Annotated in this window: 10 protein-coding genes and 1 pseudogene; 8 read left to right on the top strand and 3 right to left on the bottom strand. The window is 72.0% G+C overall.

Annotated elements, in window-relative coordinates:
- Positions 1 to 81 precede the first annotated feature (81 nt).
- Both nirB and ACM26Y_RS12790 read left to right on the top strand, forming a co-directional pair.
- Positions 82 to 2,589: a nitrite reductase large subunit NirB gene (gene nirB, locus ACM26Y_RS12795; RefSeq protein WP_416063586.1), complete on the top strand. Its 2,508-nt coding sequence runs from the start codon at positions 82 to 84 to the stop codon at positions 2,587 to 2,589.
- Complete coding sequence (locus ACM26Y_RS12790; protein ID WP_003937704.1) at positions 2,586 to 2,921, top strand: Rieske (2Fe-2S) protein; 336 nt, start codon at positions 2,586 to 2,588, stop codon at positions 2,919 to 2,921. The genes nirB and ACM26Y_RS12790 overlap by 4 nt, the downstream gene beginning before the upstream one ends.
- Here ACM26Y_RS12790 and ACM26Y_RS12785 read toward each other — a convergent pair.
- Positions 2,908 to 3,759, bottom strand: coding sequence for a DUF4436 family protein (locus ACM26Y_RS12785; protein WP_416063666.1), 852 nt, complete (start codon positions 3,757 to 3,759; stop codon positions 2,908 to 2,910). The two genes, ACM26Y_RS12790 and ACM26Y_RS12785, sit on opposite strands and share 14 nt — an antisense overlap.
- Positions 3,760 to 4,159: 400 nt before the next feature.
- Here ACM26Y_RS12785 and ACM26Y_RS12780 point away from each other — a divergent pair, with 400 nt between their 5' ends.
- Positions 4,160 to 5,245, top strand: a complete 1,086-nt coding sequence (locus tag ACM26Y_RS12780; RefSeq protein ID WP_416063585.1) for a hypothetical protein — start codon at positions 4,160 to 4,162, stop codon at positions 5,243 to 5,245.
- A 21-nt stretch (positions 5,246 to 5,266) separates the two neighbouring features.
- Here the strand turns inward: ACM26Y_RS12780 and ACM26Y_RS12775 are convergent, their stop codons facing one another.
- Entirely contained in the window at positions 5,267 to 6,325 is a 1,059-nt protein-coding gene (locus ACM26Y_RS12775) for a tyrosine-type recombinase/integrase (RefSeq protein WP_416063665.1), read from the bottom strand.
- A 223-nt stretch (positions 6,326 to 6,548) separates the two neighbouring features.
- Positions 6,549 to 6,923: a hypothetical protein gene (locus tag ACM26Y_RS12770; protein WP_416063584.1), complete on the bottom strand. Its 375-nt coding sequence runs from the start codon at positions 6,921 to 6,923 to the stop codon at positions 6,549 to 6,551.
- Positions 6,924 to 6,925: 2 nt separating this feature from the next.
- Between ACM26Y_RS12770 and ACM26Y_RS12765 the strand changes: the two are divergent.
- The 5 genes and pseudogenes from ACM26Y_RS12765 to ACM26Y_RS12745 form a co-directional block, all read left to right on the top strand.
- Positions 6,926 to 7,179 (top strand): annotated as a pseudogene (locus tag ACM26Y_RS12765) (cupin domain-containing protein); the annotation flags it as partial.
- A 495-nt stretch (positions 7,180 to 7,674) separates the two neighbouring features.
- Complete coding sequence (locus tag ACM26Y_RS12760; protein ID WP_416063583.1) at positions 7,675 to 8,718, top strand: hypothetical protein; 1,044 nt, start codon at positions 7,675 to 7,677, stop codon at positions 8,716 to 8,718.
- 275 nt (positions 8,719 to 8,993) lie between these two features.
- A complete protein-coding gene (locus ACM26Y_RS12755; RefSeq protein WP_416063664.1) occupies positions 8,994 to 10,460 on the top strand; it encodes a TIGR02677 family protein in 1,467 nt (488 codons plus the stop codon).
- Entirely contained in the window at positions 10,457 to 11,821 is a 1,365-nt protein-coding gene (locus ACM26Y_RS12750; RefSeq protein WP_416063582.1) for a TIGR02678 family protein, read from the top strand. Before ACM26Y_RS12755 ends, ACM26Y_RS12750 begins: the two co-directional genes overlap by 4 nt.
- Entirely contained in the window at positions 11,818 to 15,969 is a 4,152-nt protein-coding gene (locus ACM26Y_RS12745) for a TIGR02680 family protein (protein WP_416063581.1), read from the top strand. The genes ACM26Y_RS12750 and ACM26Y_RS12745 overlap by 4 nt, the downstream gene beginning before the upstream one ends.
- Positions 15,970 to 16,380: the final 411 nt, after the last annotated feature.

Below are 16,380 nucleotides of genomic sequence, written 5' to 3'. Positions count from 1 at the left end.
CCCAGCGGCAGTGAGCACTTCCTGACCGCCGCGTAACCCCGGTGCCGCCGAGCCGTCACCGCCCCCGGCAACCCTGGACGCATGACCCCAACCGCGTCGCACCACCACGGCCCGCGCCGGCGCCTGCTCGTCGTCGGCAACGGCATGGCCGGCGCCCGCACCGTCGAGGAGATCCTCGCGCGCGGCGGCCGGGACCAGTTCGACATCACCATGATCGGTGACGAGCCGTACGGCAACTACAACCGGATCATGCTCTCCCACGTGCTGGCCGGCCAGGCCGACGTCGACGACGACCTCGTCCTCAATCCCATGAGCTGGTACCGCGCGAACGGCGTGACCCTGTACGCCGGCGACCGCGCCACCCGTCTCGACCGCTTCGGCAAGACTGTCACGTGCGAGTCCGGCCGGCAGGTCCCCTACGACCTGCTCGTCGTCGCGACCGGATCGAACACCTTCTTCCCCAACATGGACGGGCTGCGCGAACCGGACGGGCGGCTCGGCCGCGGCGTCTTCGGCTTCCGCACCCTCTCCGACACCAACGGCATGCTGCAGATGGCCGATGCCCACGACGACGTCCGGGCCGTGGTCGTCGGCGGCGGCCTGCTCGGCCTCGAAGCCGCCTACGGGCTGCGCACCCAGGGCTTGACCGTCACCGTGGTGCACTCGCCCACCCACCTGATGAACCAGCAGCTCGACGAGCGCGGCGGACGGGTACTGCGCACCGAAATCGAAAGGCTCGGCATCGCCGTGCACACCGGCACCCGCACCACCGCCGTCCTGCGCGACGACCGCGGCGCCGTGACCGCCGTGCACTTCGCCGACGGCACCGTCCTCGGCACCGACATGGTCGTGGTCACCGCCGGCATCCGCCCCAACACCGAATTCGCCCGCGCCGGCGGCCTCGTCGTCGAACGCGGCATCGTCGTCGACGACCAGCTGCGCTGCGAAGAAGAATCGAGCATCTACGCCGTCGGCGAATGCGCCCAGCACCGCGGCGAGGTGTACGGCCTCGTCGCACCCGTCTGGGAACAGGCCGTCGTCCTCGCCGAACACCTCACCGGCACGAATCCCCACGCCGCGTACGAGGGCTCGCGCACCGGCACCGCCCTCAAGGTCGCCGGTATCGACGTCGTCGCGATGGGTATCAAGGGACCCGAACACGAAGACGACGAGTTCGTCCAGTTCTACGATCCGCGCAGCGGCGTCTACAAGAGCATCGTCGTGCGCGACGACCGGCTCGTCGGCGCCATGCTGCTCGGCGACGTGAGCAGAGCCACCACCCTCACCCAGGCTTTCGACGGCAGGATCGAGATCCCCGCGGACCGCGCGGCGCTGCTGTTCGACCTCGGCGACCCGCAGGGCGCCGACGTCGCCGCCGACCTGCCGGACGAAACCCCGGTGTGCAACTGCAACGGCGTCAGCAAGGGCGACATCGTCGCCTGCGTCCGCGCCGGCGCCGACACCCTCGCGCAGGTGTGCGCCGGCACCCGCGCCGGGAAGGGCTGCGGCTCGTGCAAGAGCCTGGTCGCCGACATCGTCGCCTGCGCCGCCGGCGGCGCCCTCGCCGAGGACCCCGCCGCGAACTGGTACGTGCCGTGCATCCCGCTCACCAAACCGGACCTGATCGCCGAGATCCGTCGCCGCGAGCTGCGTGCGGTCTCCCAGGTCTTCGCCGAACTCGCCCCCGGCGGCCGCGAGGAGGCCACCGCCAAGATGCCGCTCGCGTCCCTGCTGCGCACCGTGTGGGGCCCGGACTGGGTCGACGAACGGGGTGCGCTGTTCATCAACGACCGCGTCCACGCCAACATCCAGCGCGACGGCACCTTCTCCGTGGTGCCGCAGATGAAGGGCGGGGTTACCACACCTGCCCAGCTGCGGCGCATCGCCGACGTCGCCGACAAGTACGACGTGCCCATGGTCAAGGTCACCGGCGGCCAGCGCATCGACCTGCTCGGCATCCGCAAGGAGGACCTGCCCAAGGTGTGGGCCGACTTGGACATGCCCTCCGGATACGCCTACGGAAAGAGTTTCCGCACCGTCAAGACCTGTGTCGGCAGCGACTTCTGCCGCTTCGGCCTCGGCGACTCGACCGCACTCGGCATCGCCCTCGAGGAACGCTTCCAGGGACTCGAGACTCCCGCCAAACTGAAACTCGCCGTGGCCGGATGCCCCCGCAACTGCTCGGAAGCACTCTGCAAGGACTTCGGTGTCGTCGCGGTCGGCGACGGCCGCTGGGAGATCTACGTCGGCGGCGCCGCCGGCGCCCACATCCGCAAGGGTGACCTGCTCGCCGGCCCCGTGTCCGGTGACGACGTCCTCGCCCTGGCCGGCCGGTTCATTCAGTACTACCGCGAGAACGCCGGATGGCTCGAGCGAACCTACGACTTCGTGCCCCGCATCGGCATCGACCGGCTCCAGGCGCTGCTGGTCCGCGACGAGGAGGACATCGTGACCGGACTCGACGAACGCATCGGCGCCGCCGTCGCGGCATACCGGGACCCCTGGCTCGAACGGACGGCCCAGAAGTCGCCGGCGCAGTTCCGTCCCGCGCTGCCGCTGCTCCCGCTGCCGCAGGTGCCGGTCCGATGACCACCACCGAAAGCCGGACCACCGCGCCGGAGTACGAGGTGGGCACGCTGACCGATCTGACACCGGGCGAAGGCCGTACCTACACCGTGGGAGGACGGCAGATCGCTGTGTTCCTGCTCGACGACGGCACCGTCCGGGCACTGGACGCGGTGTGCCCACACCGGGGCGGACCACTCGCCGACGGCCAGATCGACCACGACCTCGTCGTATGCCCCCTGCACCAGTACGCGTTCAGGTTCGACACCGGCCGATGCACCACGCCCGGCATCGACCCCGTCCACACCTACGCGGCGCACGTGCGCGACGGCCGGATCGTCGTCACCGTCGGGTGAGCGACGGGTGGCTGTCACGCCACCAGCAGTACACGTACAGCGTCAGCGCGGCGACGAGGGTGGTGACCACCCAGATGGTCACCGTCACGTCGACCCACGACCCGATCGGCGGCGAACCCGGCAGGATGCCCCGCAGCGGAACCACGGCGAACAACATGGCCGCCATCCAGGCGAGCATGTCGGTTTCGACTGCGCGGCGCCGCCGGAACGTCTGCACCGCGACGAACGCGGCGAGTACCGCGAGGACGACCATCATCAGCAGCAGGATCGCCGCGTACACCAGAGTGCCCCCGGTGCGCACGAACACCACCTCGGTGCCGTCCACCCCGTCGGGGAAACCGAGCTCCGGGGCCGCCACGACAGCTCTACGGTCGATCGACCACCCGTCGATGCGGCCGTCGATCAGCACATCCGACGGCACCGGCTCCCGCTCCGCTCCCTCCCCCACATCGACCTCCACGACGACCGGCGTGACGTCGAAGACGTCGAAAGGCCAGCGGATCGCCTGCCCACGGGCCAGCAACTCCACCGGGTAGCCGACGGGCACGGTGTGCGCCGGGAAGAACAACTCCGACTGCGAGACGGCCGGCACGAGCAGCACACTCAACGGCGCGGCGAGTGTGGCCCCGTTCGCATCGAGGAACGACTCCCCGGGATAGATGGTGACCTCGGCGTGGACCCGGTCGACCGTCGGCTGCAGCGACTTCATCGTCACCACCACGAGCACCGAGTCCGCAGCCACCTCCACGGGCCGCCACTCGCGCCGTTCGTGTGTGCTCACCCCGAACAGGACGAGGACACCGGCGTACACAGCGATCGCTGCCGCCACCAGCGACATCAGCAGAGCCCGGCGAGACGGGCGATTCGGACGCGGCGCAGGCACTCCCGGACTGTAGCCCTCGGGTGCGGCGGATGGTGGGCTGGCCGTTGTGTTTTGGGTTGGGGTTGGGTTGTAGCCGGGAGGGAGTTCAGTATTTTATAGAGTTCCGTATTATTCGGAATATATCGCGAGTTCGTGGTGGCTCTCCACTGGCCCTCGCCTCGATCTCCTCGCTCGAGGTCTTCGAGGGCACTTCGAATCGGTGCCGGCCACACCGAATCACCCTCTCGACGAGACGGTGGCTCCGACCTCTCGCCTGGTCACAGCGCGCTCCGCTCCCCCGACGTTGCGGGTCGGCAGCGAAAGTATTCGTAAATTGTCAGGCTTCCGTGTCGTACCGATTATCTATCGTGGGCATATGACAGCGTCCGCACCGCTCGCAGAACCAGCCGACAGCGCGACGGGCCCCCGCCCGGAGCGGCCCATCGACATCTACCGGCGCGCCATCGCCGTGGTCGAGGCGTGCCTGCCCCTGGGCTGGACGGTCACCTCCGACCGCCCCCGCTCCCCCGCGGCCCCCGATCGCATCCTCGTGACCGCGCCCGACGGCGAGTCGGTGTCGTACGCGGTCATTGCGTCCCGCGGTGTGCTCAGCGGAGACGTCGCGCGCATCGCCGCAGAACTGTCCGAGTCCGACCGCGGATTCGTGTGCGCCCACTACCTCTCCGATCCGGTGCGCCGCCAGCTCGATCAGCATGGCATCTCGTACTCCGACGCGACCGGAAACCTCACGCTCGTCGCGTCCCGGCCGGCGATGTGGGTGCGCAACCGCGGCGCCGACGCCGACCCGTGGCGCGGGCCCGGCCGGCCCTCGGGGGTACTCACCGGTGAACCGTCCGAACGCGTGGTCCGGGCGCTCGCGGACTTCACCGGGGAGATGTCCGTACCGGAGCTGATCCGGCTCTCCGGCGCCTCCACCGGTGCCACCTACCGCGTCGTCGAGGTCCTCGGGGAGCGGGAACTGATCCGCCGCATTCCGCGCGGTCCGATCACGATGGTGCACTGGGAGAAGATGCTGCGCGCGTGGGCTGCGGACCGTAAACCCTGCGTCACAAGGGGATTCGCCGCACCCGACGGCATCGGCACGGTACGGGCCGATCTTTCCGAACCGCTCGACCTGAGCTACGCGATCACCGGCCTCGGGGCCACCGACTACGCGGGCGCCGAGGTCCTCGAGGTGTACGCCGACGACCCGGACACGTTTGCCCAGGCCCTGGGTCTGCGCCCGATCGACCGCGGCGCCGACGTCGTGGTGGCCACGCCGTGGTCGTCGGTGGTCTTCGAGCGGATGCAGCGGCGCGACGGACTGCGCTTCGCGGCACCGTCCCAGGTCTATGCGGACCTGCTGGCCGGCCCGTTCCGCAATCCGAACGCCGCCGAACACCTGATCGCGGCGCTCACCGCCGACCCGAGCGCGTGGCGCCGGCCCGTCGGGCGCACGTGAGTCGGGCGCACGTGAACGGGGTCAGAGGCCGAGCACGGTGACGGCGTTGCCGACGAGCCCGGCGTGCTGGCGGCTGTAGAGCGCCACCATCCGCTCGTCGGCATGCCCCGTCTGCGTCATGATCGTCTGGGTCGTGGCCCCGTTGCGGACGGCCTGGGTGACGAACCCGGCGCGCAGGCTGTGTCCGCCCAGGGTGGCGACCACCTCGGCCGCGAACCCCGCCTGCCGCGCCCGACGCTGGATCATCGAGTGCACCGACTGCCCGCTCAGGGCGCCGCTGCCGACGGTGCCGGTGCGGTGGATCGTGCGGAACAGAGGCCGTTCCCCACCCCCCGTCCCCGGCGCCACCCCGCGGCAGCAGTGCTCGTCGCCGACGGCACACTCGTCGCTCACCAGTTCCCGCACCGCCACCCCACCGACCGCGTCCCACACGTCGAGTACCTCGCGCCAACGCCGGTAGGCGCACACCGGGCAGGTCTGCGGATCCCGCCCGTACGGGAGCGTGACGGTCCGTCCGCGCGCGTCCCGATCCGCCTTCGAACGACGAATCGTCACGTACAACCCGTCGGACCGATGGGCGACGACATCGGACGTGGTGAGTGCGGACAGCTCCGACCGACGCATCGCACCGGCGAGCCCCAGCAGCAGCAGGGCGGAGTCGCGGCGCTCGGCTACCCGATCCGGCCACTCGGTGGCGGCGGCGCGCATCGCGCCGACGATCGCCCGGATGTCGTCGGTGAGCAGGGGTGTGCGGCGGGCCGGCGGCGCCGCACGGGTCCGCCGGATGCCCCGCACCACGTCCCGCACCGCCTCGTGATGTCCCGGCCTCGGCAGTCCCGCCAAGGCGTGCATCTTGTTGATCGTCGCGACCCATCGCGCGAGGGTCGACGGGGCGTACGCCCAGCGTCCGTCGGGTCGCAGTTCGCTCGACTTCTCGGTCAGGTACCAGCCCACGAGGTCGGGCGCCGCCGGGAGCGGTACGTGACCGACGGAGTCGCACCACCGGGCGAACTTGCTCCAGTCGCTGGTCACGGCGGCGCGGGTGTTCTCCGAGGCGGCCTTGGCGCGGAGCCGGCGCATCGCCTCCTCCACACCGGGGGGAAGCACCGGCGCAGGCAGTGGTGCCTCAGGGGAATCGTTGCCCGGCAACTGATTCGTCACGGTGACACCACTCCTCATGCCCGACCCTTCGCGAACGGAGGATACGCGTCGACCGCGCACCTCGCGTCGGTGCCACCGGCCGGCGCGTCCTGTCCGGCGCGGCGTGCGTCGCTCGGACCGGGGCATCGGCTGTGCCCGCCGGTCAGCGCCCGGGCGTGTGCGACGGACCCGGAACTCGGGCACGCCAGACGTCGACTGCCTGCCGTGTCTCCTCGGCGACCAGGTCCGCGTTGATGCGGGCGGCGACGGCCGCGCCTGCCGCCGCGGCCGCACCCACCTGGGCGGCGGGATCGGTGACGTTGCCGGCAACCCAGACGCCGGGGACGTCGGTGCGACCGGTCGCGTCCGCCGGAATGTGCTGTCCCACCCCGGCGGGATGCTCCGTCGGCCGCACTCCGAGCGGCGCGAGGAACTCGGCGCGCACCACCATCCGCGGCGCCACCACCAGTGCCTCCCGGGCGATCGTCCGATCCCCACGCAGCCGTACCCCCGCGAGGCGGTCGTCGATTGTCTCCACCGCCACGACCCCAGACCCACGAGGGGCACGAGTGGATCTACGTCCTCAACGGGCGGCGACGGCTCGCCCTGGGTGAGCACGACCTGGTTCTCTCGCCCGGGAGACGGCCGAGTTCGACACTCGCGTGCCGCACTGGTTCGGCGCCGCCGTTGCCGAACCGGTCGAGTTCCTCAGCCTGTTCGGCAAGCAGGGCGAACGAGCGCATCTTCGCGCCCGACCGGCCACGAAACTTGTTTCGCACCAGTGTGATTCGTAGCGAGTCACCCCCCGCGCCCCACCCCCGGGGTACTCGAGGACCGCCGCCGAACCCCGGCACGGCACCTCCCACTTTTCGCCCACCCGCGGGCGCCTGACTCACTATAAGCGGGAATTATGACGATCAACCCTCGAACATCAATACATGCGCATATCTTCGTCTCCAAAACCCGCTCAGGCGCTTCCTCCGTAACGATTCCCGTATCTCCCCGGCATCTGGTCAGTTCACTTGGACCGACTCACTGCCCTTTAATTTAATAACAATACGTTTCGTATTTTGTTTCATTTCTAGTAACGTTCAAAGGGTGTCGCGTATCGCCGAATGCCCCCCGTCGGAAGTGTTCGGGGTGTGTCCTGAGCGTCGCGGGAGTAGGCACGAGTTGAGTTCGGATAACTTTTCGTTTCCGTCCGCCACCGATTCTGAACGACCGGCTTCGGGTGCTTCCCCCGAAGCTCTGCTCACAGCAACGCACCGACCCCACCGAGACGAGGACCGATGAACGAGCCGAGTACCGGCGAATCCGCGCCCGACGAGCGCCCACGACCCGGCAGGCCGCGCAAGTACGCGTCGGCCGCCGACCGGGTGCGTGCCTATCGGGAACGGGAACGGCAGAAGAAGGAGGCGGCGACGCTCGCGGAGCTGAGCACTCCCCCGGGCCCGGCCGAGGCCGCCGCGAACCTGACCTCCGCGGTCTCCGCGCTGCGCACGCTGGCGGCAACATCACTCGAGCAGTACGGCGCGGTCGCGGCGCAGATCACGGCCGCGGTCGACAAGCTCACCGACGCGGACGCCCTGGAAGCGCAGATGAACCGCGCGAGCACCGAGCTGGCCAAGGTGAAGGCCGACGCGGACGCTCGCATCGCCCGTCTGCGGGAGCAACTCGCCCAGGCCACCGAGGACCGGGACAACGCGGAGGCAGCCGTCGAGGCCGTCGACCGGGAACTCGCGGACGCCCGCGCGGCGCACGAGACCCGGGTCGCGGAACTCGAAACCGCGCACCGGACCGAGCTGACACATGCCGCCGAGGAGCATGCCGACACCCTGCGCAGCTGGCAGGAACGGATCGACGCCACCGACAAGGCGCACGCGGAGGAGGTCGCCGGCTACCGCTCCACCCTCGCCGAACGGCAACAACAGCTCGCCCGGCTCGAACCGGAACTCGAGACCCTGCGCGAGGATCTGACCCGCACCCGAGCCGCTGCCGAGAAGGAGGCAGCGGCCGCCGCCGCGGCGCTGGCCCGACTCGACGCCGAACTCACCACCGAGCGCACCCGGGTGGAGGACCTGCGCGGCGCGCTGGAACAGGCGCGCGTCACCGCGGCGGCAGCCCAGGCCGCCGAATCCGCGGCCCGGGACCGCGGCGACGAGTTGCGCGCCGAGATCACCCAGCTCCGCGCCGAGGTCGCCGAGCTCCGTGCCGAGGTCGCCCCGCTCCGCAGCGAGCGCGATCGCCTGCGCACCGAGCTGGACGCGGCACGCGCGGCCGGGACCGGCCGCCAGGGCGAGGACCCGCCCCGGACGCCGGACGACAAGCGCTGACCCGGCATTCCGGCAACAACCGTCGAAATTCTGAACGATCCCAGAAAAATCCTGCGGGACCCGGCGCCGACAGGCAGCATCGTCGGCATCCGGCCGCCCGCTCCCTCCGGCCGACCACGGTCACCGGCGACTGTCGTCGGCCGGTCTCCCCTCCCCTGTCGCCGGTGTGGCAGGCACGGCACCGGGGGTTACGCGGCCCGGGAGCCGTCCCCGCCTACCCTGTCACGGTGAACGAAACGCAACCGCCCGTCGGGCACACCGAACCGGGGTCCGGAGTGGCCGACGACCGGCTCCGGTTGTTCTCGTTCGCCACGGCCGAGAAGCGGGCCGAATACCTCTGGGTACTGCGGGCTTTCGATATCGCTCGGGCCAACTACGTCGTGCTGCTGCACGCCGCCGAGGTCGGGGCGATACTCGAGCGGACCGGCTCGACGGATCCGGCGGCGGCACTGTCCGCCCAGGACGTGGCGCCCCTGCTCGAGCAGCTGCACGCCTGGGGGGTGCTCGAACGCAGCTACGACGGCACCCGGGCGGCGTCGCTGGCCGAGTACCGCAACCGGCACTACGTGTATCAGTTCGGCCGCGCCGGCTACCACGCCTTCCGCGCCGTGGAGGAGGTGCTGAGCGCGCGCGGCGAGGACGCGTCGCTGTCGCGTCTCGCGCTGGCGGATCTGCTGGCCGACCTGACCGAGCTGGCGGCGGCGAACGAGGCCGGGGACGGCGAGCTCGTCTACCGCAAACTGTCGCGCCTGGACACGACGTTGTCGGACATGGCCGAGCGCGCGGCGGGGTTCTACCTGATGCTCGGCGACCTGGTGCGCACCACCGAGGTCACACCCGAATCGTTCCTGGCGCACAAGGATGCGGTGCTGGCCCACATGCGGGAGTTCAGCACCGACCTGGCCCGCTACGGACCCAAACTGGCGGCGGCGCTGGCGCGGGTGCGGGAGACCGGGATCGACCGCATGCTGGGGTTCGCCGCCGCGCACGACGAGCGGGTGCTGATGCCCGTGCCCGAGCGGCACGCGGACTGGCGGGCCCGGTGGCGCGGCCTCGAACGGTGGTTCGTCGGCGCCGCCGACGTGCCGAGCGAGTCGGAGCGGCTACGGGAGGGCACGATGAGCGCGATCGCGGCGGTGCTGGCGCTGCTGCGGCGATTGACGGAGACCCGACGCGGCGGGGTGAGCCGGGAATCGCAACTGCGGCACCTGGCCGGCTGGTTCGCGGCCGCGCCGGACGAGCGGTCGGCGCACGCGCTGTTCGACGCGGTGTTCGACCTGGGCCGCCCGCGGCACTTCTCCGTCGTGCATCCCGACCCGGAGACAGTCCCGGTGACAACGTCGTGGTGGGACGCGCCACCCGTGCCGATCGCCCGGACGCTGGCCGAGACCGGGCGCACCCCGTCCGCGGGAGCACCGGCGCGGGTGCAGCGCAACGAATCCGGGATCCGGCGGTTGCGAGAGCGGCAGTTGGCGACGCAGCGGGCGCGCGCCGAGGCGGCACGCGCCCTCGCGGCGGGCGGCGTGGACGAGCGGGAGTTGTCCGAGCCGGAGACCGAGGTGCTGTTGGGTCTGCTCGACGCGGCGCTGTCGGCGCGGGTTCCGGTCAGCGGCACCGTGCCGGGTGCGACGGGCACCCAGAACGGGGTACGGCTGACGCTGAGCCCGGCCCCGGAGGGCACCGTGGTCCGGACGGCGCGCGGCCGGCTGCATCTGGACGGGCTGCGGGTGAGCGTGCAGTGAGAGCCCGGCGGATCTCGCCGCTCGACCGGGATTCCTATCAGCGGGCGGCGCGGCTGATCCTGTCGCACCACCTGGTGACCACCCGGTACCCCGACCGGGCCGCGCTGCCGCTGCTGCGCCGGTGGGCGACGGAGCTGCGCGAGGACCTGCTCGAGTTGTTCGGGTACCGGCTCGAGGTGACCGAGACGACCGCACGGTTGTTCACCGTCGCCGACCGGCTCGATCCCGGGGGCGGCGCGCGCTCGGTGACCGACCGGCCCTTCGACCGTCGCCGGTACGCATATCTGGCGCTGGCGCTGGCGGCGCTGGGACGCGCGGGTGGGCAGATCACCCTGTCGGAGCTGGCCGAGCAGGTCGCGTCCGAGGCCGGGCAGGTGCCCGGGGTCGAACTGGCTCCCGAGCGGGCGACGGACCGGGACGCGTTCGTCGACGCGGTGGCGTGGCTGGCGGCGCGAGGGGCGATCGCGCTGGCGGACGGCGACGCCGGCGGCTGGGTGTCGGACCCGGACCGGGGTGAGGCCCTCTACGACATCGACCGGCCCGTGGTGGCGGCGCTGTTCCGGCCGCCGCGCGCGCTGCAGCACCTGCACTCGGTGCGGGGCCTGCTCACCGCCGGTGACCGCCGCGACGGCGGCCGGAGCGTGGGCACCGCGGAGGTGGCGCGGCGGGTGCGCCGGGCGCTGGTGCAGCGGCCGGTGGTGTACGCCGAGGAACTCGACGACGAGGAGCGGCTGCAGCTGGCGCTGCCGCGCACGACCGCGGGGATCGAGCTAGTGACGGGGCTGGTGGCCGAGCGCCGCGCGGAGGGCGTCGCGCTGGTGGACTCGTCGGGGCGGATGTCGGATCTGCGTTTTCCGGGGGTGGGGACGGTTCCGCAGGTGGCGTTGTTGCTGGCTGGGGAGATCTGCGCGCGGGTGTCGGAGCCGGGGTCGGAACCGGTGCGGTGGCCGAGGCCGGCGGACCCGGAGGCGGAGCTCGAGGCGGGATTGGACGCCGCGATCCCGGCGGCCGGGGTGTTCGCGTCCCTGGCGGGTGACGCGGCTCCGGCGGAGGCGCCGCCGGTGCCGCAGCCGGCGCCGACGCATCCGCTGGTCGAGGACAGTTGGCTGGCGGAGACGGCGGCGAAGCTGGCCGACGAGTTCGGCCGTACCTTCGCCGCGCAATGGCAGGCCGATCCGGCCGGCCTGCTCGAGGCGGCGCTGACGGTGTTGGAGCGGCAACGGCTGGTGGCCCGGGTGCCCGGCGGGGTGCTGGCGTTGCCGGCGCTGGCCCGGTTCCGGGGGGTGGTGGTGACGGTGCGCGAACGCGACCCGCGTCTCGCACTGGCCGGCGAGGATTCGAACGAAGCGGAGATGTCGTGAGCAGTGCCCGTTTCCGGCCCACACGTGCCGGGATCATCAACCTGTGGGACTACCGGGATCAGGAGTTCTCCTTCGCGGACGGTCGGCTGGTGCTGCGGGGACCCAACGGGTCGGGCAAGACCAAGGCGCTCGAGGTGCTGTTCCCGTTCGTCTTCGACGGACGCATCGAGCCGCGACGGCTGAATCCGTTCGCCGGCGAGGAGCGCACGATGCGGTCCAACCTGCTGTATCAGGGGCAGGACAGTGCGTATTCGTATGTGTGGATGGAGTTCTGCCGCGGGCGCCGGGACGATCCGGAAGCGGTGACCGTGGGGGTCGGGATGCGCGCGGCGCGCGGCAACGACAAGGTCACGCGGTGGTACTTCGTCGTCGACGGCCGGGTCGGTGTGGATTTCTCGCTGCTCGACGAGGCCGATCGTCCGCTGACGCGGCGGCAGCTGATCGAGGAGGTCGGTGCCGATGCGGTCACGGACCGGCCGGTGGACTACCGGGCGGCGATCGACGCGCGGTTGTTCGGGCTCGGGATCGAGCGTTACGAGCAGCTGATCAACCTGATCCTGACGCTGCGCCGGCCGCAGCTGGCCAAGAATCTGGATCCGAAGGGGTTGTCGCAGGCGCTGACCGACGGGTTGCGGCCGCTCGACGAGCAGCTGGTGCTCGAGGCGGCGCGGTCGTTCGCTGACATGGAGGAGGTGTCCCGCACGCTGGAATCGTTGGCGGCGGCGGACGACGCGGCGCAGCGGTTCGTCGCGGTGTATACGACCTACCTGGGTCAGCAGGCTCGCGCCGACGTCGACCGGCTCGGGGCCCGGCTGGCGGCGGTCGACGCCGGCACCTCGGAGTGGACGGCGTCGGTGGCGGCGTTCGATCGGGCCGGTGCGGAGCGGGCGCTGACCCTCGAGCGGCTCGAGGTCGCCGAGCGGGACCTCGAGCAGGCCCGCGCGACGCTCGAGGCGCTGCAGCGGTCGAGCGCGTACGAGGGCAAGCAGCAGCTCGACGATCTGGCGCAGGTGGTGGCGGATCTCGAGCGCACCACGGCCGGGCAGGCAGAGCAGGCACAGCGCGCGCAGACGGAGCTGGCACAACGCGAGGAGGAAGCGCGACGGGCCGCGGAGGCGGCCGTGGATGCGGCGGCCGCCGCGCACCGCGCCGAGGACGCGCTCGCCGCGGCGGCGCGCGATGCGGGCATCGAGTGGACGGTGCCGGCCGAGGACACCCGCGGTGAACAGATCGCAGCGAGGGTCGCCGCGTGCGCGGAGGAACGGGCCGCGGATGTGCGAGCGGTGCGGACCGCGGTGGCGGCCGCCGAAGGGGCGTCGGCGGCGCGGGTGCGGGCGGAAGCGGCGGCCGAGCGCGCCCGCGCGCAGCTCGAGTCGGCCCGGATGGCGGTGGACGCGGCGGACGCGGCGGTGGATGCGGCCCGCGCGGAGGCGTCGAACCTGTTGCGGGAGTGGTGGACCGGTCATCGGGATGCGTGGTCGGCAGTCGACGGACCGGAGGAGCTGTTCAAGGCGCTGGGGGCGGCGATCGCAGCGGCCGGTGGCGACGAGGCGGCGACGCCGGCGGCGGTGCTAGCCGAGCACACGGCGCCGATGGTCGAGGAGTTGCGGTTCCGCCGCCGCGGCCTCGACGCGGAAATCGCAGACGAGCAGGAGCGGATCGCGCTGCTGCAGGCCGAGCGGGACATGATCGAGGCCGAGCGCGACGACGCTCCCCCGGCGTTCCCTGCGTCGACCGCACCGACCGGCACGTCGGGAGCGCCGCTGTGGCGGCTGGTGCGGTTCGCGGACGCGGTGAGCGCCGAGGCGGCCGCGGGACTCGAGGCTGCGCTGGAGGCGGCGAACCTGTTGACGGGCTGGGTGTGCGGCGCAGCAGAGGACGCGCCCGCGGGGGCCGCGGTGCTGGTGCCGGCGCCGCCGGCGCAGCGGCCCGCGGGCCGGACGCTGGCCGACGTGCTGGTCGTGGAACCGGACACCGGGGTGCCGGCCGAGCGGGTGCGGGAGGTGCTGGCGTCCGTCGCGGTGCCGGATGCGGTGACGGACGAGACCGGCCCGGCCGTCGACGAGCGCGGTGGCTACCGCCAGGGGGTGCAGCTGGGTCGGCACACCAAGGCGCAGGCCGAGTACATCGGGGCGACCGCGCGGGCCCGTCGCCGGCACCTACGATCGTCCGAGCTCGAGGCGGAGATCGCCGCGGGGCGGGCGCGGATGGCGGACGCGGAGTCGGCGCGGGTGGCGGTCGGCGAACGGCTGGCGCGGCTGGATCGGGCCGCCTCGGCGGTGCCGCGCACCGGCGCGGTGCTCGCGGCATTGCGGAAGGTCAGCGAGTGTGCGGGGGCGCTGCGCACCGCCGGGGAGGCGGCGGCCGCGGCCGACCGGGACCTCGATCAGGTGATCGCCGAATGCTCCGTGAAGGAGCGGCAGGTGCGGTCGGTGGCGGCCCGGCACCGGGCGCCGCACACGACCCGCGAGCTCGAGCAGCTGGCGGCGGCGATCCGGTTCTTCGAGTCGCAGGGCCAGGCGGTGTTGCGCACCCGGCGCGAGCGGGTCGCGGCGGCCGAGCGCGCACGGGAGGCGCAGGTGCGGCGCGAGGACACCCGGGCGGCGGCCGGTGCGTCCGCCGAACGGGCGGTCACGGCCGAGGAGTCGCTGCGGCAACAGCAGCAGCGGCTGGCGACACTGCGTGAGGCGTTGGGCGCCGACGCGCAGCAGATCGACGCGCAACTCGCACAGGCCCGCGAACGGATCGAGGCGGCGCGGACGGAGCAACGCGCCGCGCGCCGCGCGCACGACGACGCGGTCGAACAGCTCGGGAAGGCGGAGGCGGCACATGCCGCGGCGGAGCAGGCGCTGCGGTCGGCGCTGACCGAGACGGGGATTGATGCGGCGCAGCTGGCGCCGTATGCGCGGCCAGATGTGCTGGCGCTGCTGGGGATCTCGGAGGAGCTGCGGTGGCCGTCGGCGGCAGTGGAGTGGCCGGCGCCGGAGCAGGTGGTGGCTCGGCTCGCCCGGGCGGACGGGGATGTGCCTGCGGTGCCCGCGGCGGTGGGGGCGCTGTACGCGGCGTTGTCGGCGGCGACGGCGACGGTCAAGGGCGGGGACGGAGCCCGCAAGGCGGCTCGGTCGGCGTTGACGGCGGCGTTGCAGGAGTTCGACGGTCAGCTCGCCGCGGCTGGTCAGGACTATCGGCTGCAGTGGGATGCGCCGGAGGGGTTGACGGTGGTGCGGGTGCAGGACGAGCAGGGGTTCTCGTCGGTGGCGGAGTTCGCGGTGCGGATCGGGGCGGCGCGGCGGGAGCAGGAGCTGCTGTTGACCGACGCGGAGCGGCGCATCCTCGAGGATGCGCTGTTGGCGGGCTTGGCGCAGCAGATCCACGAGCGCACCGAGGACGCGCGGGAGCTGATCGCCCGGATGGGGGCGGAGATGCGGCAGCGGCGCATGTCGTCGGGGACGACGGTGGGCGTGCGGTGGGTGCTGGCCGATCATCTCGACGATCAGGCACGGGCGGTGTGCCGGCTGCTGGATCGGGAGGTCTCGGCGCTGGGGCCGGAGGAGCTGGCGCGGGTGCGGGCGCATTTCGCGGCGCGGATCCGGGCGGAGCGGGCGGCGCATCCGGAGCGGTCGTATCCGGAGATCCTGGCGACGACGCTGGACTACCGGCGGTGGCGGGTGTTCTCGTTCGGGTTGATCGGGGCGGACGGCGCGGAGGATCGGTTGACGGTGGCGCGGCATTCGGCGTTGTCGGGGGGTGAGCAGTCGGTGTCGCTGCATCTGCCGTTGTTCGCGGCGGCGCACGTGATGCTGGATTCGGCGGATCCGCAGGCGCCGCGGTTGCTGGCGTTGGACGAGGCGTTCGCCGGGGTGGACGACAACGGGCGGGCGGAGTTGCTGGGGTTGAGTGTGCAGTTCGATCTGGATCTGTTCATGACCGGCTACGACCTGTGGATCACCTATGCCGGGGTGCCGGCGTGCGCGCACTACGATCTGGCGCATTCGGTGGCCGAGCACACGGTCGGGGCGACGCTGCTGGTGTGGTCGGAGGGCGGGTTGCTCGCCGAGCACGACGGGTCGGATCTGGCCGCCGCCCTGGGGTCGCCGGGCACGCGGCGGGTGCCGGCGCCGGTGGAGGGGGCGCTCGAGTTCGCGTAGGGGTGCGGGCGCTCCCCGTTCAGTGCGGGGAGTCGGCGTGTCCACCTCTGCTCCGGTGCGTCGGGCTGGTTTTGTCTCTGGGCTGTGGGAGCCGGACAGGTATCGAGACGAGTTGATATTCGGTTTTTCACATGGTTCCGCTGCGCTCGGATTCTTCCGGTGCCATTGTGGCGCGTCGCGGACCGGTGGCCGCCGACATCGGGGCGGGCCTCCCGACTACGCCACATATCGTTCGTCGCCACCCGGTCGTCGGCGCTGCGCGCTCTCGAATCAAAGGCGACGTGGACGCCGAGGAGCTGACCGACCGGTACGTAAAGGCACTCCTGTCCGCACTCACTGGGAGCTACGGCGACAAGTGTGGGATCGTCTCGGACACCTTGGGGCACAATGGCTTCCGAATTCGGACGAGCT

The organism is Rhodococcus indonesiensis, from assembly GCF_047782815.1.
In the GTDB taxonomy this organism is placed as follows: domain Bacteria; phylum Actinomycetota; class Actinomycetes; order Mycobacteriales; family Mycobacteriaceae; genus Rhodococcus; species Rhodococcus indonesiensis.
Note: the sequence above shows the minus strand (reverse complement) of the source record. Positions and strands in the feature narration are given on the sequence as shown.

Bases quoted from the DNA above. Each gene is read 5' to 3' on its own strand.
- nirB (WP_416063586.1), top strand. From the start codon at position 82: ATGACCCCAACCGCGTCGCACCACCACGGCCCGCGCCGGCGCCTGCTC.
- ACM26Y_RS12790 (WP_003937704.1), top strand. From the start codon at position 2,586: ATGACCACCACCGAAAGCCGGACCACCGCGCCGGAGTACGAGGTGGGC.
- ACM26Y_RS12785 (WP_416063666.1), bottom strand. From the start codon at position 3,759: ATGTCGCTGGTGGCGGCAGCGATCGCTGTGTACGCCGGTGTCCTCGTC.
- ACM26Y_RS12780 (WP_416063585.1), top strand. From the start codon at position 4,160: ATGACAGCGTCCGCACCGCTCGCAGAACCAGCCGACAGCGCGACGGGC.
- ACM26Y_RS12775 (WP_416063665.1), bottom strand. From the start codon at position 6,325: ATGCGCCGGCTCCGCGCCAAGGCCGCCTCGGAGAACACCCGCGCCGCC.
- ACM26Y_RS12760 (WP_416063583.1), top strand. From the start codon at position 7,675: ATGAACGAGCCGAGTACCGGCGAATCCGCGCCCGACGAGCGCCCACGA.